The following is a 24,795-nucleotide window of genomic DNA, read 5'->3' as shown; positions in this document are numbered from 1 at the left end:
ACGGACCAGCACTGCTCACTTGGCTGAAAGCCAAGCCCCCCCTGGCGGGCCGTTGAATCACCTAGTTAAGAAACAAGTGATAAATGGACTTATAACTCGCCATTTTTAGAAGCCGCGTACAGCGACAATCACATCCCTTTGCCGAATAGTACCATGTAGAACGTCTTTACCACGATCGCTACATCGAGAGTCAGTGAATAACGGCGCACGTAATAAAGGTCAAAGTTGAGCTTCTCTAGCGTATCTTCATCATTCGCTCCGTAGGAATAATTCACCTGCGCCCAGCCAGTGATCCCCGGTTTCACCGCATGACGGAAATGGTAAAACGGGAAACGCTCCTCATAGCCCTTCACCAGATCCACCCATTCAGCGCGTGGACCGATCAAACTTAGATCACCCACTAGCACATTCCACAGTTGCGGAAGTTCGTCGAGGCGGGTCTTGCGGATAAATTTTCCAATCGGAGTAAGGCGAGCATCATTCACCTGCGTATATTTTGGCCCCTTCTCAGACCCCACGCGCATCGAGCGGAACTTAAGAATCATAAAAGATTTTTCACGGTGACCAGTACGCTCTTGTCTAAAAATAATCGGCCCCTTACTGGTCAGCTTGACCGCTAGAGCAGTTCCGATCAAAAACGGCGATGCAAACACAATACCCAGCAAAGCAGCGCCAATATCACACAGACGCTTTATCCGATCATAACTCACACTTCGGTTCAGACGGAAACCATCGAGCATCGGCCAGTTAATCGTCAACTGCGATGGCGGCTCTATCCGAAGTGCGTGCGCCAGATACGCTTCATAGGTATAAATCTTATGGCGTTGAAATAGCGCTGACACCATCCGCCGGCTAAACTCGTGCGGCAGCTTTTCCATCGGTGTCGCCACAATATAATTTTCTACATATTTCCCGCGAATCGATGACTGGAAGGTCACCGCTTTTGAATTCTCTACAAACGGAGATTCCTCGTCTCCCTCGATCAAGCGCTGCCCGATTCTAGAGGCATCAAAACTCACCACAACAAAATCGTGGGCAATATCCCGGGCGACAAGACGTCGATACAGATCGCGTGCACGCTGCCCAGCTCCAATGATACACACTGTGTTTTTACGCTCGAAATAGGACTGCAACCTCCCCAACACTACTCGATAAAAAATAGAAACCACGGGAAAAAGTAGCAATGCCCCCCCAACTACAAGGCGCGGTGACTTCAAGTCCACACCATAGGCTACCACCGAATAAATCAGACAAAATGTCAAAACAGCCACACCCACTGACATGATGATGTGCTCAGAAATGAAACGGTACGTCCGCTTATCTGTCGCGTAATTATATCCCCCTACCAAATACACGCCTATGATGCTCGGCAGTAAAATAGCCAGCAGCACACGCCTACTCACAGCCCCCAGCAAGTCTGCATCTGAATGAATATAAATGCCTATACTGAAAATAGCTACGATCAGAAAAACATCTGAAATCAGCAAAGCCAATGGATATATACGAATCGCCAATCGACGCTTCCAGTGGGTTTTCTCTCCCACTTCCGAGTGGGTCACCGCAAAGATGGATCCACTCAGTGGTGTTGTCTTATCATAGTCTTCGCGGGGATCGCTATTCATGTTCTTGCTCTCTCAATTTACTCGCTTCATTTTGAAGCGCGCGTTGATATTTCTCAGCGTTCTCTTTATCCTCTAAACCTGTGTATGCGCGTACTAGCCAATCATAGCCACGCAGCTTTTCTTGCCCCTCGAGCTCCTCCATACGCGGCTCAAGCAGCAGTAAAATCTCTTTCCACTGTGAACGCACCGAGTAGATGTAGCAACGATCTAAGAGCACATCTGCCCATTGTTCATGGTCAATTTCCTCAGCAATGTCCAATAGCTCAAAAGACCTCTGGTAGGACGAACGGTTCATCCCGGTAAACACCGTGATCGCGCTCGACCCTTCACGCGCGAGATACAGGGCAGCATAACGCATAACCTCCATCGCTTTTGGATCCAGGGACTTCGCAATAGAAAAATGCAACCGAGCGCTCTTATCGCTCCCCTCCACCCAGGAGTCCATGCCGCGTGCTAGGTGAGCAGAAACACCTCCGCGCTTCACCACCACATCCAGAATCTGCCCCGAGAGCAGCGGATATCCGGAAGCGGGGTCAATAATCTGATTTAGCACCGTACCGCAGCGTACGCGTGAGCTTCCCATCGTAATAGCACGGTCGAAATAACCAAATGCTTCCAACCGCCTCTCAGCATCCCGGAATTCGAGCAATTTCTCAAACATCCGTATGTAAAGTTCGCCTAGCCAGGCATCGTAATTTTGCCTATCTGCAGTCAACGATCGCTTACGTTCAATAATAGAAATTGCCTGTTTGAGGAGATCTGCTGACACCACCAAATCGGCTGTGTTTTGGGACTTCAGCGCCAAACCTTCTACATATTCACGCAAATACAAATCAAGCTCTGGATCTTCGTACAGAACATAGTCTAGCATTGTGTCCAGTTCTTCCAGCGCGCTGTCCTGGGCTCCTTGCCCAAAATAACTCTGCACCAACAGCAGCGATGCCTCAGGATCACGTTGCTCATAGTCACGCAGCACCTCCACAGCTCCTTGCGATTTTTGTTGAGAACGCAACAAGCGAACCAAGGTCTTCTTCCAATAGTTTAAATCACTATCTGTCAACGCGCTGTCAACCATGGCACGCGCCATCGCGGTGAGTTCATCCGCCTCTTCTGGGTTCATTTCACCTTGCTGCAGACGGCTAGAAATCAACCAACGTTTCGCAGGCTCATAACCACGTTCTCCCACCAATTTCTGCCGTAAAGCTTGAGCCCTAGGCTTATTACCATTCGCCGTCGAAGCCATCCATGCATGCAACAGCACTTGATCGTTATCGCTATAGTTTTTGTGGTGAATCAGCTTACCTAGCAAGAAGTCAGCCTGTTTCGCATCCCCCTCATTCATCGCCTCCATAGCACTGCGATAGTAACCTTCCTCCACTCCACCACGATTACTATTAGCACTGATGAAATAGGTGGTGAAGCCAACCATCGCGAGGATGAGAACCGGCGATGCTAACCATAGATTCTTCCATGGCCTGCCGACACACCATATTTTAACAAACCCCCATACAGCTCTGAAGGGCTTAGTTAACGCGTAAAAAAACGACTGGACCCTTATCTTGACAGCAAATACAGAAAGCCACTTTTTAATCTTCCACAACAAAAATTTAGGCAATAGCACTACAAGCCCAAGCACGTGGAGCAACTTATTGCTCTTTCTCCAGCTTCGCATCCGCATTGAGTCGTACGGGTTATTCATGTTTTCCACCCTCCTCCTCGAGTAATTTACGTGTTTGCTCACGAAACTCGCCGTACATTTCGCGAATTTCTTGCTTCATCTCCTCCCCCAAGGGAAACGGTGTCGTCACCATCGTTTGAGTTTGGTAATAGGTCGTAAGTGACTTGTCGGATTCTATTTTAAATGGCTCCTGCCACTGCTTTGGATTAAGATAATAGGCCAACATATCTACCCCCGTATCCGCAGGTTTTGGCTGCACGACTCCACCTTTTTGGTCGCTATGACTACACAAAATGAAACCGTAGTCCCCAGTTGGTAATCCCATCAGAGTCTCTGAAGCCTTCCATTCCTCAAAATCGCCACTCTCAGCGTTTGCTATTGAATCAACTTTCCAACCCAACTGCGTATAACACACACGCACGTCATGCCAGCTATCAAATGGATAATCTAGAGCCATAATTACTAGCGAGTCTTGGTATTGTAGCCTCCAAATAAAGGAAAACTGTCCCCACACACTGGCGAAATCGCGTTGCTCAGTTTCCACAGAAAGAACCTCCCAGCCAGGACGTGTAAATTGCACGAGAGTCGGGTCGATCATCACTAACTCATCTTTGCTCCCAAACATCGAATGTTTTTCGCCCCCCTCACTAGACCAAATTTCATTCATAATAAGCCCAGAAAAAAGAGCCAATACACCCAACCCAAGACAACTCGTTACAACAGCTATCTTTCTCGCAATTCTAGACTTCCCTGGCCGCCTTTTCTCAAGCACAGAAGCTGGATTTATCCTGACTATCCAATTCCATAATTTACTCAAGCCTAAGCCATCAGGCTTTCTGCTATCCACTTTCACAGGGGCCAACAAAAAGGCCACGAAAGCATCCGCACACAATAAAGCAGCAAAGGCCAATCCGTAGGACACAGCCAGTAAAGCGTAAAGCCACCAAGACTTTAAAATATCCACATCAAAATAGCCATAAATACCCCCAACGAGAACAACTCGCAAGACATTCACCCCTGCAGCGACGAGCAGCCCAACGATCACCATCAAACAAAGATGTAACGCCTTCCTCCTCTTAATAACACAAAACAAGCCAGCAAGTGCCGCAACTGCAATGATGGAAAAATAACTATTACTGATTCGCCCTGCGGCAATTTCATAGCCATTAATCACCATCACATCACTCTGCATTAGATGAGCTACGCCAACTCTATCAAGGACTTGAGACCCAATTTTTAAACTGATCCCTTCGAACAACGACAATATCCGATATTCGATTTGATCTGGTAATCTTAACGAAAACAGCATGAGCACCCATATTCCCCACAAGCCTTTAATTTTACGTAAGCTCAACAGATAGCAAAATAAAGCCGCTAGCATCAACATTACTGAGGCCGCGACTGGCCATGCATTATAGTATAGATAACCAACTACCGCAGAGAGAAAGCTACCGCTCAAGAAAAGAGTGATCACCCAGTAAGGTGCGTTTTTTTCAACCTTGGCCGCAGCCTTCCAACGAAAAATAAATAGCCCCACTAGCGACAGCCATAAAACAGGTAGGAAATGATAAATAATCTTCCTCCCAAAAATCGAATGGGAATACTCAACAAGCAATGGCGACAACAGCACTACGTATACGAGTGCGAACAGCCAGACACCAAAGCGCTTCATCGGTTTTTTCGTCTCAACCATGACCTTATTGATTTTGAGCCATATGCTCCTCCGCAAGCAAACGTTCTCCTTGATTCTTATAGGATTCCGCTAGTAATTGGTGAATTTCTTTACGCTTTACTTCATCGGAAGTGTGCGCAGCTAAAGCTTTTTCTAGCAACATAATTGCCTCCATCCACTGTGCCTGCCCTATCGCAACCCTCGCTTTTATCACGAGCAACTCCTCATCTTCCACACTACTCAATGCCTGTAGTCGTTCAGAAAGCTGCACAAAGTCTGCCGATCCCTGCTCGAGCTGAAACGCCACGTTTTGCAGCACTGCTTGGTGGTTCAGAGGAGCTGCTTGCACAGCAGCATCTAGGAACCCCCCCTTTTCCGCCGGCAGCATTTCAGCCAACACCAAACACAGCTCAGCTTTCAAATGAGCATCCTCCACCCTCGGCAATTCCTGTGACAGAGCACCTCCAAGCCTCGCCTTAAGCTCCGGAAAACGTGCCGCGACTATCTGCAACGCCGCCACTAACTCAGCGCGACCGAGCTGTTGTTGGTGGGCGAGCAACAGCATATCCACGAGCTTCTCACCATCCAGCGGATTTTGCTTCAACAGGTCAATGGCTAGAAAATAGTACTGTCCAGATTTCGCCGCCGAAATCAATGTATCCTGTCCTACAAAATCGCGTTCAAAAGTACGCATCGAACTATCCACCGCGTCGAACTCCTTCAGCAACATTCCTGAAAACAAATAATCTAAGCGCACATTGACATTGCCGCGCTGCTGACCAGCCACCCCTTGCCCTAAAGTCGCGAAGCGATGCCACCCCGCCTCCTCCAAGCCCAGATCATCGCCCTTAAAGCAAGTCGCATTGGCTAAATAAACTCCTAAGTCAGCATTTGCGCCATCGCCACTTGCCAGAGCATCCAGCATCAGCGTCAGCGCATCGTTGCGCCGTCCCACGCTTATCAAAAATTCAGCTAGCATCACCACCGGCTCAATTTCCCGCGGGCTCAATTCCACCGCAGCCTCTAAATGGCGCAGCGCTTTCACCAGTAACTCATCTTCTTCTAATTCAAACGGAGCCGCCACTTTACTGCCGCCAGCAGCCTCGATCGGAAACTTCTTCAAATAGCCAAAAGGCTTTTCTGCCAATAAATCCTGCGCCATCCAGAAATGCGCCGCACTATTCCCCTGCGGAATCTTGTTCGACATATGTAAGGGAGCGAGACGCTGCATCACCGCCCTCGCCTTAGCCTTCTCGCCATTATTCCAGAGCATCAGCGCATCATCGAAGCTCAAATTAGAAATCTCCTTTGCCACATCCGAAATACTCGCATCACCGAAATCCTGCTGCACAGTAACCTCATCAGTCGAAGTTGCATGCCAGATACCAGCAGCCAACACGACTATGATCACCGCAGTGACTCCCGCCTTCCGCCCATGGTTCTCGAACCAACGTTTTATTTTTTTGAGGGGCTTTGCCATACGGGCGAAAAGTGACCTCGTTTCCACAAACATTCAAGCCCAGATTGAGTACCTAAGACTGAGGAACAAGGAAATAGGAAATTGAAGAAAGTGAAAAAATCAGAAATGGTAGACGGTAGATTAGCTAACGGTACCATACAAAATGCTTATCTGCTGAAGACAGGGCGAGCTCACACCAAACAACTTCACCCCCCTTTCACCCAGACATCTGTTCCATCTAGCCAAGCACTCCACCGAAGGCCCCCTTTCGCCAACGGTGAAAATTATACCAGCCTAGGCTAAAGCGAAGCGACAGCCTAGGAAACCAGCCACAACATTACACTTGGCTGAAGGCCTAGCCTCATACTACAGCCGAAGCCCCCTTCGGCTCTATCGGCAGTATGGTTCCACCGCTCGCATCTGTTTATCTTCTGCCACCGCGACATCGCGTGCTGCCGACTCGCCAAAAAGATACAAGGCATAGCCACCAAAACCACCACCGCAGTACTTACGCGCCAACGCTCCGACAACATCTGGCAAAGGCTGCATACCTTCCTTCAGCTGCGCCTGATGGTACAGTCGAACACCTTCCGCCAATTTCTCGACATCTTCCGAGATCACTCCCTCTCGCGCCAGCTCAGACGATTCCGCGATCATGTCGTAATCTCGCTCCATATCCGCAAACGATGGCGTATCGTGCTCGGCACCAGTCCAGAGAATCGCCAACTTACCCGCCAGCATGTCGCCATTGCGTTTAAAATCTAATACCGGGAGCTGACCACTGCGCCACACACAAAGCCCCGTTTCCTTAATCACTGCCGGATCCTGCCAGCCAACCCCGAGATCGAGCTCAGCCTCGACACCGTCGTTGCCATTCAGCAAGGCCCACGCCCCACTGCCGCCCAGACCAGCTTGCTTTTCATAATCCCACTCGCGTAAGCTCACCATCGGCGAAATCGCACAGTTCACCACGAAGGCTCCCTCGCGCGAATGACGCGGCACATCCAGCCAACCACCCGCGAAATCCACTCGCAGCGGAGCCTCAGTCGGCGCCTTCACCCACTTCACAATCCCCGATGTCGAGACCGGCTCGAACTTCGGCGGAGTTTTAGGCAGCACAAAATACGTCGCCCCCACTTCCGCACAGAGTGCACGTTTGACCTCCGCGTATTGGTCATCCTCCGTCACCACCAGCATGTCTGGCTTCGCCTGTAAAAAGTAAGATCTGAAATCCAAACCCGTATCCGTGTCCGTACCGATGACGACATCGTCCACCATCCGCAACCCGCGAAGCAAAGCCTCCTTATGCGCATCAGGGATCGATGATCGACGCTGCTTATGGTGCCACAGCACATCTTCCGATGCAAAACTCACCGTCAAATGATCACCCAGCGCACGCGCCTCTTCAAAAAACTGCAAGTGACCTGCGTGGATAATATCGTAACAACCGGAAACAAAGATTCTTTTCATGAATTTAATTTAAAATGGGGGGAAGCTATGCTTCCGAAGGTTTGGTAGGGCGTGCTCGCCAAGCACGCCGATGCGTATCGGATGCAAATTGCTTGCCTAGCAAAAGCTATCGTGGTTTCGCTGCGCAGTTTAAGCGTCCGCTAGAAACAAGTTGAAGCCTTAAATGAATTTTCTTCAAAAGTGCACACCTTAATTCGCTCCGGTACCTACCTCAGGAAGTATGCTTGCGTACTCCTACATTCGCCGAAGGCGATACCTATCCCAGCCTAGGCTAAAGCGAAGCGTCAGCCCAGGACCCTCCCACCCACAACCACACTTGGTAAAGGCCAAGCCTATTAGAAGCCTCCTCGGCGCTCCCGCCCTTATCTGTCACCCAATTCTGAAAATTTTGCCCATTCTGTATAGCGTAAGAAATCTCTGCTACATCGTGCTGAAATTTAACATTATTCGTGGCGGCGTGCTCAGCGACCCGTCCTTATCTGACATCCATTCGTGAAATTCGCAAGATTAGTGGTAAAGCTCCATCCTGCTGGCATTTTAGAAAATTTAGTCTATTTCGCGGTAAAAAAACTCACTCAACATTCGCCACAGCCTCGCAATTTGAAGTATTTATTTGTTTTTTTACATCTATCAGCTTCAACTCCCAGCAGAGTTGATCACGATCAAACTCTAACCACGACCAACTGAAAACTTCCTTCATGACCCCTATCACCTTCACTCCCATCTACCAACAACGCGTGTGGGGTGGTAGAAAGCTCGAAAGCATTTACCGTCACACACTTCCAGATCCTCTCACACCCTACGGTGAATCGTGGGAGATTTCAGATCGCTGTGAGGCGCAATCGGTCGTCACCTCTGCAAATTTTAAAGGTAAAACCCTACATGAACTCTGGTCGGAGCATCGATCTGAACTCTTTGGCGACTACAGCTCTGAGCGCTTCCCCCTCCTCATCAAAATTCTCGATGCCCAGGCCGACCTCTCCATTCAGGTACACCCACCGCAACACATCGCCTCTGCACTCCATGGAGAAGCTAAGACTGAAATGTGGTACATCGCACACGCTGCGCCAGGAGCCACCATCTACGTTGGCTTAAAAAATGGCACCACCAAAGAGGCTTTCGAATCAGCTCTCCACAATGGCGATCCAGACAAACTTGTCCACGCCATCCAACCACTAGCTGGTGACTCCATCCACATCCCCTCAGGCAGGCTCCACGCCATTGGCGCCGGACTCGTCATCTATGAAATCCAGCAAAACTCAGATACCACCTACCGCGTCTTCGACTGGAACCGTCTAGGTCTCGATGGCAAGCCGCGCGACCTCCACATCGAAGAATCGCTCAAGTGTATCGACTTCGATGATTTTGAGCCCGCTATGGACAGCCCTAAAGGCACCACACTTGCTGAATGCCCTTACTACAAGGTTGACGAAATCAACCTCATAGCTGGAGACACACTAGGCAACCCAGCTACTGACAAGTTCTCCATCCTCACCATCGTCGCAGGAACTATCCGCGACACTGAAGGCTCAGAATACACAACTGGAGACTTCCTCCTCCTCCCCGCAACGGCATCAGTCACAGCCGCGTCTAGCGCAAAAATCCTCCAAACCACCCTTCCTACAGGAAATTAAACCTTTTTTCCCTTCGGATCAGTTTCACCAAACAATCCATTCAACACTCAACGCACTTTCCCTCCATTTTCGCCAAGGGCGAAACTTATACCAGCCTAGGCTAGAGCAAAGCGACAGCCTAGGATTCCCTATCCTAATACCACACTTGGCTGAAGGCCAAGCCTCATAAGGCCAGCGGCGCGCTCAGCGATCACGCCCTACCTCACCATTCGTCCAATTCGATCGATTCGTGGTGAAAAATCCATCAAACAAGCGGCTCTTAAATCAATCCCCTTAAACCTTCGATCTCATAAAAAACTGCGGAATCTTAGAAAAATTCTTCCAGAGCAAGGCATTCAGCCCGAGACCGTTCTCCTGTATCACGGACCAGTCCTCCTTCGACTTCTGAATAATGTTCTTCAGGTTACGGTTACTCACCCCACCCGTCCGCATCATCATCAGCACCTTCGGCAGATACTTGGCATGAAGCTTATGCTTCCACAGATAGCGCACCATGCTGTCGTAATCCGCCGCGATCTTATACTGCTGATCAAAGCCACCCAGCTCCTCGTAATATTTCCGACGCATGTAAAAAGCAGGATGCGGCGGCATCCACCCCTTCTTAAAATTCTCCCGATCGTACTCACCTGATGACCAGTGACGGACGATCTTAAATCGATCGTCACTGGAGTTGGCAGTTTTCAGGTGGCAGTTTTCAGACCCATCCACCTGCGACTCCGTCGCAGCACTCTCAACCTTCTCCTTTTTCCTTTCTCCTTTTTCCTCTCGTCGCTCCGCGACATATTCTAAATCACCGTATACCGCATCGATTTTCACATCTTCAAAAACCTTCGCCACATCACTAAGAACCGAGGGGCTTGGATAAAAATCATCGGAGTGCAGCAGGCCGATCACATCTCCCGTGGCCAGCTTGAGCCCCTTATTCAGAGCATCGTAAATCCCCTTATCAGGTTCAGAAACCATCACATCTGGTTGACGGCTCGCAGACTTCAGCACCTCTACTGTGCCATCCGCCGACCCTCCATCGACCACTACCCACTCGATATCAGCATAGTCTTGTGCAGCCATCGCTTCACACGCCGCGGCCATCGTCGCCTCGCGATTATACACCGCCGTGATTACGCTAAGTTTCATATCTCTTTTTGATAAATTTTGCGGGATTCCCACCAACCACTATCGCCGTCTGCACATCCTTCACCACAACCGATCCTGGCGTGCACATGCTAGATTCCGCCATCGTCACCCCAGGAGCGACAAAACTCGATGCACAAATCCAGACACCATCCTTGATCACGATCGGTTTTGTAATCAGATCAAAACTCTCTTGTCGGCTATCGTGTGAGCCGGTGCAGAGAAAGGCACGCTGTGAAATACACACATGCGATCCGACACGCACCTCATCGAGAGACAAAAACATGACCTCGTCACCAATCCATACGTGATCACCAAGTGTCACGCGCCATGGGAAGGTGATATTCACCGCAGATCGAATCACTACGCCTTCACCCACTTTCGCTCCAAAAGCTCTCAACAATACCACTTTAAATACAGAGGGCACAGGCAGTGAATGCGCAAAAAACAAACAGCGGCAAAGCCACCATAAAAGCTCTTTTATTAGACTCGCTCCCCGCTCGAACTCTCCCGTGCTAAATTTGGATAAATCGACCATCGTTTAATTTCCTCCTACGCATTGTGGTTTTTCTCCTTGCCCCAAGACCCACGCATAACACTCACTAAATTGTTGTGAAATGGTTGCCCATGAATATTCCTCTCTGACTACTTGTGGAGCTCTACGCCCCATCTCACGCAGATCCTCTAAACTTTTAATACAAGTGGCTTCATACAAAGCTTCCCGAATTCCTTCCACACTCGGCTCCGTCCACCAACCTATATTTTCTCGTTCTAGGATCTCCCATGGAGCCCCTTTGGTAGTAATCACTGGCACACTCGCAGCTAACGCTTCTGCGACAACTATCCCAAAATTTTCAGAATAGGTTGGAAGTATGAAAAGTGAAGCTCTGCTATACGCACTACGAATTTCGTCACCGTCTAACGGCCCGACGAAACGAATCACTTCCTCTAACCCTGCACGCTTTATCTGGTTCTCCAACTCGGCCTGATGCCCACCAGAGTCTGGTCCAGCTATCTCTAACTTCCACCCAGATGGCTTCACCTTTTCCCAAGCTTCAATCAGCAAAGGGAGACCTTTTTTCGGATGCACGCGACTCAAAAATAAAGCAGTTTTATCCCTAGCGCTATCATCCTCAATATTGAATTGCTCACAATCCACACCATTGGCAATCAGCGCAATGGGAGCCTTAAGACCCAGCGCACGCAGGACATCCACCTCTTGTTGCGAAGTCGCATGCAATAGATCTGCTGTCTGTAGGTTTTTATGCTCCCACAGTTTCCATACAGGCTTCTTTTTCCATGCCTTATTCTTGAGGGCCCATGGCTCTAACATTCCGTGCACCGAGGCAATGTGGGGACGCTTCAGTTTTTTTTTCCACTTCAGCGCGACAAACGAAGGATGCTGCCAAATCCCGTGTGTGTGTAGTATATCGCAACTAGAAGCTAACAGCTCTCGCTCAAATTGAGGTGACCACTGAATGGGCCGGCAGCGCACTGCACCCGTCACGCGTAAGTGAGCTCCTTGCCAGCTCGCAGAATCATTCGCTGCATCCTCGCGAAAGGGCATCCACACCTCATTCTCAATACCTAAATGCGCGGTATTAAATGTAAGATCTCTAACAGCGGCAAACACACCACCATCCATACGAGTCATGGGAGCGCTAGAGTGGGCAACTTTGATTTTTTTCACGGAAGACATTTTATTTCTAGCAACTTGTTTCTTCAGCGCAGGCCACAAATGCTAACAGCATTTGTTCGTAAGAATACGTTTTCTTCGTCCACTCCACGATTTCCTCTCTCTTGCTTAGCCATGCTCCTGATTCGTTATAGAAAGACTGAATCACAGCGGCCAGGCTCTTTACGCAGTCTGATTGAAAATACTGTGTATTCCACCCTTCCACGCATGCTTCTATCTCTGGAGAATGTGGTTCATCATCTGCCACTGCTACAGCCACTCCATAGGCAAAGGACTGCGTCACTGATAGCCCTACATAGCCTGGGGAAACACAGCAAATAGCATTACCAAACAGTGGACCCATTACAGACTTATCACTAACGTGACCTTTGAAAAAAACAGAGCTAGAAATGTGATGTTTTTCAACATAGCTCTCTAGACGCTCTCGCTCTGGTCCATCACCGACTATCACTAGCATAGCAGCTTGGGGAATCATTGCATTCTCTCTAGCAAAACGGAATGCTTCTAGAAGTAGCATTGGCTTTTTCCCTGCTACCAGACGGCCTAGAAATAAAATATCTAATACTTCCTTATCTGCAGGAAACGCCACGCAGTCTCCTACAGAAAAACATGCGTTTGCAGCAGTGCGCACGCTGTACCCTTTCTTACGGTCGCGTAATAGTTCTGCTTGAGATTCTGTGTAACTGATAAATCCAGCCGAAAAGGCAGTGTACAGAAATCCGAAGCGTCGCGTCAAAGCGGACTTCCCGTCAATGTGCCCCCATAGATAAGTAGGTTTACCTAGCAAAGCTCGTAGCCAAACTACCAATAGGTTTGAGAGAATGCGTAAGTTGTAGCTCAGCACAACCGTCTCGGCCTGTAGTAGGGGCTTCACTGCGCCCATTTGGATCAGTAACCTTCTACCTAAGAGATAAATATTACGCACCTTACACTGCACCGCCGCAGCGGCTTCTACCGTCTGAATCGTCGGAGAAAAATCAACCTCACCACAGACCACACAAAAATCATCTCCATACTGCTTTCTCAGCAACTGATAAAGCGGTAATCGGTAGTCGGGAATCACTGCTTGTTGGATGGCTAATTTCATCTGTGCATCCCTTGCTTTTTAAGCTTTCCAGCAAAAACTCCCAACATACCACCTAGCCCCCAGGCCATCCAGCGGTGCATCTCTATCGACATACTTGTCATGGAAGCCAAGAGGTTGAACAAAAACATGGCGCCTACTAGAATCACGATAGGTTGGGGATAGTTCCACAGCGCTCCAGCTGTTTTGAACGCATATCTAATAATGAGGATTGAAAGGACAAAACCAATGGCGCCAAATCGGATACAGAGTTCAAGAAAGAAGTTATGTGGGTAAGGCCCTGAATAATATTCTAAACCCGCCAACCACCATCGATTCACTCGAGAGAGGTAGAAACCGTATGAATCAGTCCTAGCCTCAGTAGACATATCCCCACCATCGGACAAACTGCTAAAGCGTTTCAGGATAAAGTCTAGATCATCGACCATATAGGCTGCAGCGGCCACACCACCAAGCGCAGCTAGCCCAATAAACCAAAGAATTTGCTTTTTCATTAGCACGTCTTTTCCTCGCATCCGACAGGCGAGCACACCGCACATCGTCAGCACAGCAAACAGCAAGCCACCACGCGAGCCAGTTTTTAGCACGGCAAACAAGGAGGCCGCCAATGCAAAATAGGCCATCCCACGCCACAACCATTTGTTGTGATAGAGCGATAAAATGACCGCAACAATAGCCAAACTCGAATACACCGTTGCCACGCCTACTGGATTCAATGACTCATCAGCCACCATTCGCCCTCCCTCAGCGGCCAAAGGAGAACGAATACTTAGGACAATGTAGGCACTAGAGAGCCCTGCCACCAGCAGCGTCATCACCTTCCACACGTCAGAAACAGGCCGTTTCAGTAGTTTGCGCGAGGAATACTTACCCGCTAATAGCGCCGTCAAAAAGGCGATATAAAGAATTCCTCGAAAAACAATCTGCGTGAACTCGAACATTTGCTGATTACGCATCCATTGAAAGCCTTCCATGAATAAGGCCCCTGCCACCACCATGCCCACCTCATTCACCGCCTCAGCATTGCGCTGCAGCTGCCGCACACAAATCCAAAGTAAAATGGCCAGTCCAAATGCCATGCAACCATAGCGCACCACGCTGCCAAAAAGCAAAAGCCCTGGATTACCCACGATACACACCATCCCCACGGCACTCAGTGCTAGGGCGTCCGATTGAAAATTCTCTATGCGTCTAGTCATACATGTCTCCCAACACTATTTAAAATGGCATTCTGAAAGTCGGCTGGCCGGTGCGTCTGCAGATACGGACTTGGCGACTTCTCTGGCCACTGCTTTATGCCCTCTTCATTCTCTAAAAGTAAAGTGCGCATCCCATCGGCATCGATTTCTGGCAGTGTATATCCAAGCTCGTACTCGCGTATCAAGGTACCCAGCAACCCTTCCTCAGGTCCCATAACCGGCCGATTGAATTGAGCTGCGAAACCGAGCAACCCACTACTCTGCCCCACATTTTTATAGGGCAGCGCCAGCACATCTGAAATTTCACACAAATGCCCTAGGTAGGAATACTCACAAAAACGATCGATCACCTGCACATCTATCTGGCCGGACAACGCTTCAACATGCGCATAAAACTCCTCTTTGATGTCCTCATACACTTTACCCGCAAAAATAAAACGGTAGCGCGGCCCTTCTCCCTCTGCGGCTAACAAAGCCGCTAATTTGAGAACCTCCATAGTACCCTTGCGATGGCACAAGCCGCCAAAATGCAACACCGTTGTGACCTCCATGTTTCTAGATAGCTCATAATCTCCACCCCCATCAACACTCACTGGTATGAAAGGATCAGCAAGATAACAAAACTTCCTACTATCGAACTTCGCATTAAAGGCAGCGCATGACTCTTGGTCATTCAACAGAAAGATCCGATCCACAGAGGGGTGCAGCCGCATCAATAAAAAGAGCAGAAAACCCTTCAACACACTCAGCCCATTTCCACAGCTACGTGTATAAATATTGTAGACCACACCGGAAAAACGAGCTGACCCCAGCATCAGTATGATGGATGGGATATATGTTACTAAAAACACTAAAAACACCTCCCGGTCGTTAGCCTTGGCCACATACTTTTTTAGGATGCGTCTACGCTGTAAAATCCCACGCCACCCAGCTAGCTGAGCGTTCGCTTGTTCCTCCTCACTTAAATAATAAAATGTGCATTCCTCGCTCCGCGGCCAAGACAGCCCACCGAGGGACAAATTAAAATCCGTGGGCACAACAATCTTCAATTCTGAAAGACTCTCTCGATCGTAAAATCCATGGTACACATGGTTAATGTACTCAAGTCGATGGCCTCGGATACCTGTCTCAAATATCAACATACACAGATATAATATAATTAATTTTTTAACTCTTTTGTAAAACTGATCAGATTTGATTGAATCCATGCTTCATCATGCTCCCACCATGGATCCTTTTTAATCTCATCAATGAAATATTCAGGAAAGCGTTTCTTTATGAATTTAGCGGGCACACCTCCGACAACTTCAAAATCACCAACATCTTTCGTCACCACACTACCAGAGGCAATAACCGCGCCATTACCAATTCTGACTCCACCAAGTATAATTACACGCGCTCCAATCCAAACGTCACTACCAATAATGGCGTAATAGGCTTCATTTGTCCCCACATAGCGAAATTCTTCAAAATTATTTTCAGAGACATAGGTAAAACCAGCTTGCTTCGCATTAGAATAAAAACAGGGGTGAGTCGACAAACGTTCTGAGACGGGATGAGCCCCCGGCAGGACAACAACCTCGGGACCGATGGAACAATACTTCCCAATCTCAGTTCTGGCTAATCGCGAATGTTGACATACATAAGAACCTCGTCCGACGACTGAGTCCTTCAATATCGCTCCTGAATAAATCTTAGTATTCCCATCCAAAGTAGCACCCCTGACATCAGCTTTTAAGGAGACTTGCACACCCTCTCTCTGCCACTTTGACCAGTTTTTTAAATTATAGATTGTATTTTTTAAACCGTTAAACATTCCACCCCCGCTTTCTTAATTTACCTAACACAGCCAAGTTCATCACTTTAATAAATGACTTAATCCCTGGCCACTCCTTCACATACATGAACTCTTTCATAGCAACACAAGAGTCATTCGATACATGCTTAATTTTAGTAATGCAGATCCCTTCGCCTTTCACATCACAGATGACATTAAATTCCCTCGGTCGTAACCGCATTGCCCACTGTGATTCATAATGCTTAACATCACGGATAGTGAGCACCTTCTTTTCTGGATCATAAATTTCTAAATTCCGGTAACCATAAAGATCAATGACTACATCTTCAAAAATGGTATTCAAAAATTGGCTGAGTGAATCACTCTCTATTTCAAAGTAAGCATCATAGCGTGGAATCACACGCTCTTGGGTGCCATCGATCGTCTGCAAGTAATTTGCCAAAGCTACTTGGTAACGATTATCTGCAACATCTACATTCGTGCCACATTCACAAAAGTTCGTTGAGTAAGATTGGGTAGGATAAACAAAATATTTTTCCTGAGCAATCAGGTAGGCAATATGCCACTTTAACCATGACGAATCTGGCCAAAAACGAACGTACTTAGGAACATCTAAATCAACTGGATAATCAACTTGTTCTTCTAGCCAATTTCTAAAATTTCGCCAATTGCCTGACTCCCACACTTGTCCCCATGACTGTGCAAATTGTTGTAAATAATAGCCCGCACCAGTATCTAAGGCTTGGAAACTAGCCCCCACATGAACGTTTCTAGGATGCTTGTAGAGTGAAATACCAGCGATTAAATCATTTCCTGAAAATGCCTCTAATGCATGAACTGCATATTGATAAAAATATCGAGACAAGCCCAAATCATCTTCCAGCATAATGATGGAGCCAAACCTTTTAGTCAGATCACCACACTGAAGGATGTGCTCTTTCAAGCCGAGGTTCTTTTGACCTAAAACTACCTCTTTAGAACCAAACTGCCATTCAAAGGCATCTGCGATTTCATGCACCTCCTTTGCCCCACCACCATCGATAGAAATAACCAAGGTGACATTTTTTAAGCCTGAGTACTCAGCTCGCGCGATCATGCCTAACAACCTTTTGAGTGACTCTGCCCGATTGAAAGCAGCTATAACTATTGCTGGATTTTTCATATCTATCGGAATAAACCTATTAGGATTCTGAGCATACGTTTCTCCTGCCAAAAATAGGGTTTAGGTCTCATGCGTATGGTAGAAATGTTCTTATCCTCTACTACACAATCCAACAGGCTCGCCCACGATCGACAAACCGAATCATAGCCAAACTTCCCAGAAACAAAGCTCTGAGCGGCAGCTCCCATTTGTTCATTTAAAGACTGGTCAGTCAGCAATCTCACAATGGCCTCGCTAAGGCCTTTGGTATCTCTCACTAAAATCCCTGTTTTAGCATCAGCTACAGTGTCTCTCAGCCCCCCTTTTGCTGCGCTCACCACAGGAACTCCACATGCCTGGAATTCCAATGCAGATCCTGGACAATTTTCCGTTAAGCCTGTCGGATTAACCACGCCTACTGTCGCCTTGCGCATGACTTCAAACTTTTCAGCCCCCATTAAGCCTAAAAACTCAACGGAAGGAAGAATCTCTCCATTCTCGTCGGTCAGGTATCGCATGAACCTATCCTCGTAATCAGCTTGATCTATCCCGTAACGACCTAGAGTCGCTCCCCTGTCATACACCTTCCCGCTACCGATCACCTTCAACTTAGCATTATAGCAAGGGATGATGATGCTTACAAAAGGCTCGGCCCTACGCATGCCATACCTCCTGATACAGCACCATACAGTCGCTCGCTATCGTTTGCCAATGCATGTGCTCACTCGCCCATTGTTTATTTTTATCTCCTTGGTCGGTCTGCTTCAGAGAAGCTACAATCGCTTGGTCAATAGAAGCTACAGACCGTGGGTCGAAAGTATAATTTCCTGCCGCGCGCAGATCTTCACCAATCACGGCGATATCCGGCCCCACTACGACTTTTCCAAAAGTATAAGCAAGTGCTACGTTGCCCGAGTTCAAACTCTCCGTCCGTGCAATAAACAGCATATCAGAAGCCACCACACAGCGCTCAACCTCATCATTCGTCAAATTCTTTTCTACGAGCAGCACATGAGCATCCCGCTGTAAGCGTAAGCGCAACCAGTAATGGCGCCAGTCTCGACGTGATGGGTAAGGGAGGCGCCCCGCTATGAGCAGTCTCTTTTTCTGCATAGGAAGTACTCGAAAGCCTCTCAAAAGTAAACCCAGCTCCTTCTCGCTACGGATAGCACCAACATGAACAAGCACAAATTCCTCTTCACTGAGCTTTAGACATTTCCTCGCCTCTCCTTTCTCCTTGCCATTAAGGAAACAACCGTAGTCACCATGCTTGATTACCCGATGAATCTTGCTATTCGTCTCAGCAAAATACCTCGCTTTAATCGATGAGATCGATGCTTCACCCAAATGCACTAAGGCATCCGCGTACTCATACAACAACCTATAAAGCGCTTCAAACGGCTTAGCATATTGTCCATGAGGTAATTCGTTGTGCACAGTAATAACACACTTTCCCCCTCCATTTTTATGCTCTTCCAACCGTTGTTGCAAACGAGCAAGCTCAGCCTCTGTCGCCGCTCTCCACCCAAAAATCTCCTCAGGCCACTGAAAATGAATCAAGTTAAAGGAGAAGCGAGGATCCCAGAGCCAATGAAGACCATACTCAACTTGTGCCTCACCATTTAACTTCAGCGCCTGCATCAAGTTAAGTACATATGGATTCCCACGAAAGGAATCATCACAGGAGCTAGATAGAAGTATTTTCATTATTAGAAGTCATAATTAAGCTTATTCAGGAGAACACCCGCTTCATCACTAATTAGATTTTTCTCCTCTGTACTTAATTGCGAAACGCCCTTTCCTATAGAATTCTTTTTCAAAGACCTACAACTATTAATAAACTCATTTTTTTGATTTTCTGAAAAATTTAAAAACACGCTCATTCTATCTGCTTCACCACTAGGATCTATAACTAGATCCTCATAGCGTACTTCATAATAGTTTTTTTCATCAACGTTACATCCAGCTGCAAGGCCAGCTTCGACGTGTGTGCGCCAAGCCCAAATAGAACGATGTAAATCTGTAGTCTCTCGAAATTCCTCAACTCTCTCAGGCTCGACCCAGAACTGAGGTATATCACCATTACGATAGCCGCCAATTTCATATGACAAGGGTTCCGCCATAGATTTAGTTAACCACCCCTTTTTGACATGTGACATAGCCATATCCCCTCCATTGCGAATTATATGAATAAATTGTGCCCCAGGAAACCATTTTAATAGTTTCTCAATAAGGAAGATATTCGTCGGTGTCTTCTCACAAAACCGCAAAGAAGAATTACTTAAAAGAGCATTATATACTTTTGAAAATTCTTTTTTAGCATGCTCATCAGAAATTTGATGTGCGCCAACATCATACCCCAGTGATTTTGTGTAAACAGGTTCAAAAAAATAATCTATCCCCGACACATTAGAAATACACTCTCCTAAAAAAGTTGTGCCGGAACGAGGTGCCCCAACAATAAATATTGGTTTTTTGAAACTTGAAACATTACTAAAACTATATTTCAGAAGCTGCTTTTCAGTAAAAGTATGTAATAAAAATCGACACCTATTTAAACCTTTCACTGGTAAACGATCCTCTCCATAAAAGGAGCTCAACTTTATAATTTTATCAGAAAAAATTCTTAATCTTTGCATCTTTTAATTTCTTATTTGTTAAAAATACAGCTCCAATAGATAACAGCATTAACACTCCATACTGTGCCAATGGTTGTGATTTCACATAAATAGGTAACTTATATAGCACAGAACTAAAGAATAAGGCGATTATTGGCCAAATACATGCACGTAATATATCTAATTTAAGTAAAGAAGTATTTTTAATGGCATAAAGGTACATAGGATAAAATGAGAGTACCACCGCTGCGGCATAACATTGTGCAAGGTACTCTACTCCCGTCTGCACCCCATAGAGAAACGCCAAACATACAACCACTGAAGAAATTATGCCTGCATACAAGTAACGTCTAGGTTGCCCTGAGCTCAATAATATTATACCTCTCAAACTCGCTACAGGCTGTATCATCCCAACAATTGCAAAGGCCTTAAAAATAGGCACAGATGCCAACCATTCCTCACCAAGTAATAAGGAGATAACAGCCTCGGCATGAAAATAAAGAAAACCAACTGTGGGGATAGTTAACCAAGCCAGTATCTCTGTACTTTTCTTATAGTATTCACGGAAATCTGGTCCCTTCGAGTCCAGCTTACTCATGGCTGGAAAAGCCACTGCTTGAATTGGAGCTCGTAAGGTCATCACAGGAACCATCAAAAGCTGGTATGCTCTTGAATAAAAACCTAATTCTACAGCACCCCACACACGGCCAATTAAAATATTATCTAAGTTCCTCGAAAAATAATTCACAAAATCAAAAGCCGTCACATTCGCGCCGAAACCTACTAGCTCCCGTACCCCACTACCTCGATGAGGTAAACTTGGCATGAAGGGTGAGAAAGCCCAGAGCGCTAGCATTGTCACTACACCACCAGCCAGTCTGCCCCAGACCAAGGACCAATAACTATAACCCTTGTACGCTAACACAATCGAAGCGATCAAGGTTACTAATGCTCCCGCAATACTTGCCGTGGATTTCTTAGCAAACAGCATGTCCCTGGTCAGACGGGCACCGTGCTGAGCCCCCAGGCTAGCGATCAAGAAACTTAGTGAAATGGCGACGGTCACCCATAGTAGCTCTGGTCTGTCGTAAAAATTTGCAACTAGAGGCGCACTCGCCGCGACCACACAAGTAAGACCCGTTCCAACTAAAACATTGATCCAAAACAAGTTACTCTGCTGCGCATCAGTAAGATCTTTTTTTTGAATCGCTGCTGTAGAGAGACCTAAATCACCAAACACCTGAGCGAAGGCTGCGACCGCCATCACCATCGCAATCACCCCAAATTCTTCGGGACCAAGTAAACGAGCGAGAACAACAGTCGACACCAACTGAATACTGATCTGGACTGCCTGTGCCACAAGGGTGACAGCCCCCCCTCTGATGGATTTTTTTTTTAAATCCTTAAAATCGACAGAAGAGTCTTTCAGCTGATTGCTCACGAAATAAATTGATGGGGGAAATAAAGAAAAACAGGATAACTACTTCTTATCACCATAGTAGCCGTAGTCTTCTGCTCCATATTCGCCGAAGCCTTTGTAACCATGATATTTATTCCCATCATTGCCACGCATACCATTGACCACCACACCGCCGACTTTTGCGCCAGCAAACTTGAGCAGATCACGCGCGCGGAGGATGGCCCCGATCGGCGTCTTCCGAGTGCGCACCACGAGGATAACCGAATGCGCATGCTTAGCGAGGAGACGAGAATCTGCCACAGGCAGCACCGGTGCAGAGTCAAGAATGATACGGTCAAAGCGTGGCCCTAATTGTTCAAGAATGGTGACAAACTCTGCTTCGTGAAGGAGTTCAGATGGATTGGGCGCTCTGTTACCTGATCCTAGCACCTTGAGGTGGGGAATGTCCGTGTCATGAAACACATCTTCCAGCTTGGCCTGTCCAGCAAGCACCTCGACCACACCTGGAGCACCTTTGAGCTGTGGGAAAGTTTCCGTCAATTTGGGACGGCGTAAATCTAGATCCACCAAGAGTGTGCGCTCCTTGTTCATCGCAAAGGCTGCCGCGAGTTCTGCTGAAATCGTCGTCTTCCCTTCGCCAGGAATAGCGGAAGTGATGAGCAGAATCTTGTTGCGCTCTTGTTTGCCAAATAAAACGACCGAAGCGCGCAGATTGCGAATCGCTTCAGAGTTCGCTGAATGCGGATCGTGCTGCAGTACTGACTGCCACTCTTTTTTACGGTTAAATTTAGTCGATGCAGGAATCGCAGCAAGGGCTGTAAGTCCAGTTGCCTCTTCCGCAGAACGCACGTCATAGATTTTATAATCAATGACTGATAGTAAGTAAGCCACACCAAAGCCTACGAAGACTCCGAGCACTGAGCCGGCTGCGAGATAGATAAGGCGCATGGAATCACCAGTCATTGAAACAAAAGCTGGTTCAATGATTTTAATACTATTCATTTCCCGATCGTCTGCCACGTCAATCTCAGTCATCCGGCGAGTGATCGATTCGTACTGATTTTTTGCCTGACTCACTGTCCCATTGAGGAGGTTAGCACGTGTAGCGAGAGCTGACTGCGCTAGGAGCACCCACTCATCAGCGGCTTCAGAACTCTCAGTTCCTCCAGCCACCACAATTTTCTCAAGAGCATCTAATTGGTCTCTGTATTCAAACCAGTAGGCTTTTTCTGAAGGTTTTTCTGAGGAACGCTTAATCTCCCGACCAAAGCGCTTTAATAAGTCGGAATAGATCGCTTCTTCTTGGATGCGCGCCGGGTGCTTCGGCAAGTAACGCTGTCTTAGCACAATTACTTCGGCACGCTTCGCTTGAATTTGCTCACTTAGCTTAATCGCTGAAACGTATACTTGAACGGACTTCTCTGAAGACTCTAAACTAAGCTTCGCATTGTCTGCCTCTTTTTTAAGAATCTTCACCGCATCCGCTGAACCACCTACGAGCTGAGATTCTTCGCGCTCTTTGTACACCTTGATCAAGGTGTCAGCAATCACTCTCGCCGCTTCAGGATCAGGGTGTGACACGCGCACCTCAATCAGTGAAGTACCTTTGCGGCCATTCACCGAAATCCATGCTCCCGCCATTTTACCCACGAGCTCACTGATTTCGACTGAGCTCGCTGGAGCGTAGGCTAGCTCCTCCTCTGTTCGCATGTAGCGTGGTTTGAAAGAAAATTTAGGCGGAATAGCCTTTTGCAGGGCTTGAACCTCAGGGCTCTCTGCCGTTGCAGCAAGAATCGCTGGACCAGTTACCTTACTCATCTCGGTAGCAATTCTTAGTTCGGCATTACTACGTTCTTGGTTAAGCTCTGCCCCAAGAATTCTTTCATCCTTCATATCCACCTCGAGTACAGCCAAGGCTTCGTTGCTCGGCGGCTTAACGGACATGTAGTAAAGCGCCCCGCAGTAACCGAGTATACCAAAAATGAGCATAATCCACCAACGACCAAGCGCCTGACGGATATTACTCATGCCTAGTCTATTAGTGACCGGCAGTTCTTCATTTAAGGAAATACGGGATTCTACGGCATCATCTGCAAAAGGATCAATGTCTCGGCTCATTTTAGAATAGGGGTCGGCTACGCCGACTGTTTAAGTGAAGTCGCTGTAGCGACTGTTTAAGGTGCAGCCTCGCTGCAGTTTAAGTTTAAGTGAAGAAAGTTTATGTGGGAGCGCTTAAGCTATAGTTAATTCCAACTTTGCAGTTCGTATTTTCCCCTATTGCTCTTCTAAAACACAGAGTGTTTTAGAAGCGACTTTCACGCACGACAATAAGATCACCGGGCTCGAGGAAGAACATAGGTGCTTGGCCTTGCTCTATGGCGCGGATGTCGACTAACATTTGACGTTTATTACGGTGAATCGTGACTGCTTTTTTGTAGGCGATGCGGCTAAAGCCACCAGCTTGAGCTAGGGCAGTCATGACGTCCATCTTACCCTCTCTCGGGTACTCCACCACACCTGGACGATTCACTTGACCTGAGACTGTAAGAGTCATCTTCTGCATTGTTTGGCGCGGGACTGTAACAGTATCACCATGCTTCATCACCCGACTACCGGAACCTTTTAAACTGAAATGGTTGATCGCGCCGCCCTTACTACGGACAATGATTCCACCAGTATTCGCTGACTCTAACACTCCACCAGCCTGAGCCACAGCCCCTCTTAAATCGAGAGCTCCTTCTTCAGGAAAGGGCACCGTACCAGGAGAGCGAACATCACCACCAACAATGACCCATTTTTCTGCAAAACCAAGAATCGAAAGGTTGATCTGGGCATTGACGAGGTAATCCTTTTCGTAAAGTGCTTTAATCTCTTCTTCTAGTTCCTTTAGACTTTTATCCGAAACTTTTATGTTACCTATTAATGGAAAAGACACATAGCCAGATTTGCCAATTTTTGACTCTGTGGCCAGATCTGGCTCCTGAAAAACAAGCAAACGAATAACGTCGTCTTTCTGGAGCTTATATTCCTTCACATCTTCAGCATGACTGACAACGAAAGAAGCGAGAAAAACCAGAAAAGAGAATAAGAATGATCTCATAGATGTGAACAAATAGTACAAAAGAAAGGGCGCCACGATTAAACACGTAGCACCCCTAGAAAAAATCGGGGGA

20 protein-coding genes are annotated in these 24,795 nt (G+C 47.3%); 1 reads left to right on the top strand and 19 read right to left on the bottom strand.

The genetic code is table 11. The features are described 5' to 3' along the window. Positions 1-128 precede the first annotated feature (128 nt). The 5 genes from ACSHX2_RS08770 to ACSHX2_RS08750 all read right to left on the bottom strand — a co-directional run bounded on the left by ACSHX2_RS08770 (position 129) and on the right by ACSHX2_RS08750 (position 7,901). Complete coding sequence (locus ACSHX2_RS08770; protein WP_435692557.1) at positions 129-1,622, bottom strand: sugar transferase; 1,494 nt, start codon at positions 1,620-1,622, stop codon at positions 129-131. Beyond that, positions 1,615-3,321 (bottom strand): hypothetical protein, encoded by a 1,707-nt coding sequence (locus ACSHX2_RS08765; RefSeq protein WP_435692671.1) that lies wholly within the window; start codon positions 3,319-3,321, stop codon positions 1,615-1,617. The genes ACSHX2_RS08770 and ACSHX2_RS08765 overlap by 8 nt, the downstream gene beginning before the upstream one ends. Further along, entirely contained in the window at positions 3,314-4,972 is a 1,659-nt protein-coding gene (gene xrtU, locus ACSHX2_RS08760; protein WP_435692556.1) for an exosortase U, read from the bottom strand. The genes ACSHX2_RS08765 and xrtU overlap by 8 nt, the downstream gene beginning before the upstream one ends. A gap of 25 nt (positions 4,973-4,997) precedes the next feature. Further along, the gene (locus ACSHX2_RS08755; protein WP_435692555.1) at positions 4,998-6,452 is read right to left on the bottom strand and encodes a hypothetical protein; all 1,455 of its coding nucleotides are present in this window, start codon (positions 6,450-6,452) and stop codon (positions 4,998-5,000) included. Positions 6,453-6,821: 369 nt separating this feature from the next. Continuing rightward, a complete protein-coding gene (locus ACSHX2_RS08750; protein WP_435692554.1) occupies positions 6,822-7,901 on the bottom strand; it encodes an adenylyltransferase/cytidyltransferase family protein in 1,080 nt (359 codons plus the stop codon). A 698-nt stretch (positions 7,902-8,599) separates the two neighbouring features. Here ACSHX2_RS08750 and ACSHX2_RS08745 point away from each other — a divergent pair. Continuing rightward, positions 8,600-9,535, top strand: coding sequence for a type I phosphomannose isomerase catalytic subunit (locus tag ACSHX2_RS08745; RefSeq protein WP_435692553.1), 936 nt, complete (start codon positions 8,600-8,602; stop codon positions 9,533-9,535). Between the two features lie 273 nt (positions 9,536-9,808). On the opposite strand, the gene ACSHX2_RS08740 is transcribed toward ACSHX2_RS08745, so the two are convergent. The 14 genes from ACSHX2_RS08740 to ACSHX2_RS08675 form a co-directional block, all read right to left on the bottom strand. Further along, positions 9,809-10,669 (bottom strand): glycosyltransferase family 2 protein, encoded by an 861-nt coding sequence (locus ACSHX2_RS08740; RefSeq protein WP_435692552.1) that lies wholly within the window; start codon positions 10,667-10,669, stop codon positions 9,809-9,811. Next, positions 10,659-11,204 carry a WcaF family extracellular polysaccharide biosynthesis acetyltransferase gene (locus ACSHX2_RS08735; protein WP_435692551.1) on the bottom strand — a complete coding sequence of 182 codons (546 nt, stop codon included), beginning with the start codon at positions 11,202-11,204 and terminating at the stop codon, positions 10,659-10,661. Before ACSHX2_RS08735 ends, ACSHX2_RS08740 begins: the two co-directional genes overlap by 11 nt. 3 nt (positions 11,205-11,207) lie before the next feature. Beyond that, positions 11,208-12,356, bottom strand: coding sequence for a glycosyltransferase (locus ACSHX2_RS08730; protein ID WP_435692550.1), 1,149 nt, complete (start codon positions 12,354-12,356; stop codon positions 11,208-11,210). Positions 12,357-12,372: 16 nt separating this feature from the next. Continuing rightward, positions 12,373-13,449, bottom strand: coding sequence for a glycosyltransferase family 4 protein (locus tag ACSHX2_RS08725; RefSeq protein ID WP_435692549.1), 1,077 nt, complete (start codon positions 13,447-13,449; stop codon positions 12,373-12,375). Beyond that, positions 13,446-14,576: an O-antigen ligase family protein gene (locus ACSHX2_RS08720; protein ID WP_435692548.1), complete on the bottom strand. Its 1,131-nt coding sequence runs from the start codon at positions 14,574-14,576 to the stop codon at positions 13,446-13,448. The genes ACSHX2_RS08725 and ACSHX2_RS08720 overlap by 4 nt, the downstream gene beginning before the upstream one ends. 65 nt (positions 14,577-14,641) lie before the next feature. Next, positions 14,642-15,787: a hypothetical protein gene (locus ACSHX2_RS08715; RefSeq protein WP_435692547.1), complete on the bottom strand. Its 1,146-nt coding sequence runs from the start codon at positions 15,785-15,787 to the stop codon at positions 14,642-14,644. Positions 15,788-15,804: 17 nt separating this feature from the next. Further along, on the bottom strand, positions 15,805-16,461 hold the full coding sequence (locus tag ACSHX2_RS08710; protein WP_435692546.1) for a CatB-related O-acetyltransferase: 657 nt from the start codon (positions 16,459-16,461) through the stop codon (positions 15,805-15,807). Beyond that, a complete protein-coding gene (locus ACSHX2_RS08705; protein WP_435692545.1) occupies positions 16,454-17,656 on the bottom strand; it encodes a hypothetical protein in 1,203 nt (400 codons plus the stop codon). Before ACSHX2_RS08705 ends, ACSHX2_RS08710 begins: the two co-directional genes overlap by 8 nt. Next, positions 17,608-18,246, bottom strand: a complete 639-nt coding sequence (locus ACSHX2_RS08700) for a glycosyltransferase (protein WP_435692544.1) — start codon at positions 18,244-18,246, stop codon at positions 17,608-17,610. Before ACSHX2_RS08700 ends, ACSHX2_RS08705 begins: the two co-directional genes overlap by 49 nt. Beyond that, positions 18,239-19,291, bottom strand: a complete 1,053-nt coding sequence (locus ACSHX2_RS08695) for a hypothetical protein (protein WP_435692543.1) — start codon at positions 19,289-19,291, stop codon at positions 18,239-18,241. Before ACSHX2_RS08695 ends, ACSHX2_RS08700 begins: the two co-directional genes overlap by 8 nt. Positions 19,292-19,293: 2 nt before the next feature. Beyond that, entirely contained in the window at positions 19,294-20,223 is a 930-nt protein-coding gene (locus ACSHX2_RS08690; protein WP_435692542.1) for a sulfotransferase family protein, read from the bottom strand. Next, a complete protein-coding gene (locus tag ACSHX2_RS08685; RefSeq protein ID WP_435692541.1) occupies positions 20,198-21,643 on the bottom strand; it encodes a lipopolysaccharide biosynthesis protein in 1,446 nt (481 codons plus the stop codon). Before ACSHX2_RS08685 ends, ACSHX2_RS08690 begins: the two co-directional genes overlap by 26 nt. Positions 21,644-21,682: 39 nt before the next feature. Next, on the bottom strand, positions 21,683-23,740 hold the full coding sequence (locus ACSHX2_RS08680) for a polysaccharide biosynthesis tyrosine autokinase (protein ID WP_435692540.1): 2,058 nt from the start codon (positions 23,738-23,740) through the stop codon (positions 21,683-21,685). Between the two features lie 184 nt (positions 23,741-23,924). Further along, positions 23,925-24,722, bottom strand: a complete 798-nt coding sequence (locus tag ACSHX2_RS08675) for a polysaccharide biosynthesis/export family protein (RefSeq protein WP_435692539.1) — start codon at positions 24,720-24,722, stop codon at positions 23,925-23,927. Positions 24,723-24,795 lie beyond the last annotated feature (73 nt).

Source organism: Rubritalea sp. (genome assembly GCF_051252225.1).
Lineage (GTDB): Bacteria > Verrucomicrobiota > Verrucomicrobiia > Verrucomicrobiales > Akkermansiaceae > Rubritalea.
The sequence above is the reverse complement of the archived record's forward strand: the minus strand, read 5'-3'. Positions and strand labels throughout refer to the sequence as shown.

What these genes read in the sequence shown, in the direction of transcription:
- ACSHX2_RS08755 (WP_435692555.1), bottom strand. Translation starts at nt 6,452, where the DNA reads ATGGCAAAGCCCCTCAAAAAAATAAAACGTTGGTTCGAGAACCATGGG.
- ACSHX2_RS08675 (WP_435692539.1), bottom strand. Translation starts at nt 24,722, where the DNA reads ATGAGATCATTCTTATTCTCTTTTCTGGTTTTTCTCGCTTCTTTCGTT.
- ACSHX2_RS08700 (WP_435692544.1), bottom strand. Translation starts at nt 18,246, where the DNA reads ATGCGTAGGGCCGAGCCTTTTGTAAGCATCATCATCCCTTGCTATAAT.
- ACSHX2_RS08765 (WP_435692671.1), bottom strand. Translation starts at nt 3,321, where the DNA reads ATGAATAACCCGTACGACTCAATGCGGATGCGAAGCTGGAGAAAGAGC.
- ACSHX2_RS08740 (WP_435692552.1), bottom strand. Translation starts at nt 10,669, where the DNA reads ATGAAACTTAGCGTAATCACGGCGGTGTATAATCGCGAGGCGACGATG.
- ACSHX2_RS08770 (WP_435692557.1), bottom strand. Translation starts at nt 1,622, where the DNA reads ATGAATAGCGATCCCCGCGAAGACTATGATAAGACAACACCACTGAGT.
- ACSHX2_RS08750 (WP_435692554.1), bottom strand. Translation starts at nt 7,901, where the DNA reads ATGAAAAGAATCTTTGTTTCCGGTTGTTACGATATTATCCACGCAGGT.
- ACSHX2_RS08695 (WP_435692543.1), bottom strand. Translation starts at nt 19,291, where the DNA reads ATGAAAATACTTCTATCTAGCTCCTGTGATGATTCCTTTCGTGGGAAT.
- ACSHX2_RS08715 (WP_435692547.1), bottom strand. Translation starts at nt 15,787, where the DNA reads ATGTTGATATTTGAGACAGGTATCCGAGGCCATCGACTTGAGTACATT.
- xrtU (WP_435692556.1), bottom strand. Translation starts at nt 4,972, where the DNA reads ATGAAGCGCTTTGGTGTCTGGCTGTTCGCACTCGTATACGTAGTGCTG.
- ACSHX2_RS08735 (WP_435692551.1), bottom strand. Translation starts at nt 11,204, where the DNA reads ATGGTCGATTTATCCAAATTTAGCACGGGAGAGTTCGAGCGGGGAGCG.
- ACSHX2_RS08690 (WP_435692542.1), bottom strand. Translation starts at nt 20,223, where the DNA reads ATGCAAAGATTAAGAATTTTTTCTGATAAAATTATAAAGTTGAGCTCC.
- ACSHX2_RS08680 (WP_435692540.1), bottom strand. Translation starts at nt 23,740, where the DNA reads ATGAGCCGAGACATTGATCCTTTTGCAGATGATGCCGTAGAATCCCGT.
- ACSHX2_RS08725 (WP_435692549.1), bottom strand. Translation starts at nt 13,449, where the DNA reads ATGAAATTAGCCATCCAACAAGCAGTGATTCCCGACTACCGATTACCG.
- ACSHX2_RS08745 (WP_435692553.1), top strand. Translation starts at nt 8,600, where the DNA reads ATGACCCCTATCACCTTCACTCCCATCTACCAACAACGCGTGTGGGGT.
- ACSHX2_RS08710 (WP_435692546.1), bottom strand. Translation starts at nt 16,461, where the DNA reads ATGTTTAACGGTTTAAAAAATACAATCTATAATTTAAAAAACTGGTCA.